General features: G+C 62.7%; 1 pseudogene. It reads left to right on the top strand.

Going from position 1 to position 678, the window contains the following annotated elements:
- Positions 1 to 547 (top strand): annotated as a pseudogene (locus tag A3730_RS08200) (phosphomannomutase/phosphoglucomutase); the annotation flags it as partial.
- Between the last annotated feature and the right edge of the window lie 131 nt (positions 548 to 678).

The raw sequence follows: 678 nt of genomic DNA, 5'->3' as shown, positions 1-678 counted from the left end.
CGTGAAATGCAGCCGCGCCCTGCCCGCCGTTATCCGCAAGAACGGCGGCCGCCCCTTGATGTACAAAACCGGGCACTCGCTGATCAAGGCCAAAATGAAGGAAAGCGGCGCCGCCCTGGCCGGTGAAATCAGCGGGCATATCTTCTTCGCCGACCGCTGGTTCGGCTGTGACGACGGCGCCTATGCCGGCGCCCGGCTACTGGAAATTCTCTCCCTGCAGGACGACACCGCCGGCCAGGTGTTCGACCAGTTTAAGACCGGCATCACCACCCCGGCGCTCTATATTGATGCCAGCGATGACAACAAGTTTGCGCTGATCGACGCCCTTATGGCCCGCGCCGAGCAGTTCGCCGGTGGCCGCCCCACCACCATCGACGGACTCCGCGTGGACTTCCCCGATGGCTGGGGGCTGGTGCGCGCCTCGAACACCACACCCTCACTGGTGGCACGCTTCGAAGGCCGCGACGAAGAGGCACTGGAACGGGTCAAAGGCCAGTTCCGCAAACACCTGCAAGCTGTGGATGAGAGCCTGACACTGCCGTTTTGATCAAGTTAGCCGCACGCAAAACGTAACAAGCGGCACGCCAGCGCGTATAATCGCCAGCATTCGTAAGGCGGAAATGGCCACAATGCCATCTCCGCCACACAGCTCGGCCCGCAGCAGAGTGCGCCGATGCA

It is taken from the genome of Alcanivorax sp. HI0044 (assembly GCF_001634945.1).
The sequence above is the reverse complement of the archived record's forward strand: the minus strand, read 5'-3'. Positions and strand labels throughout refer to the sequence as shown.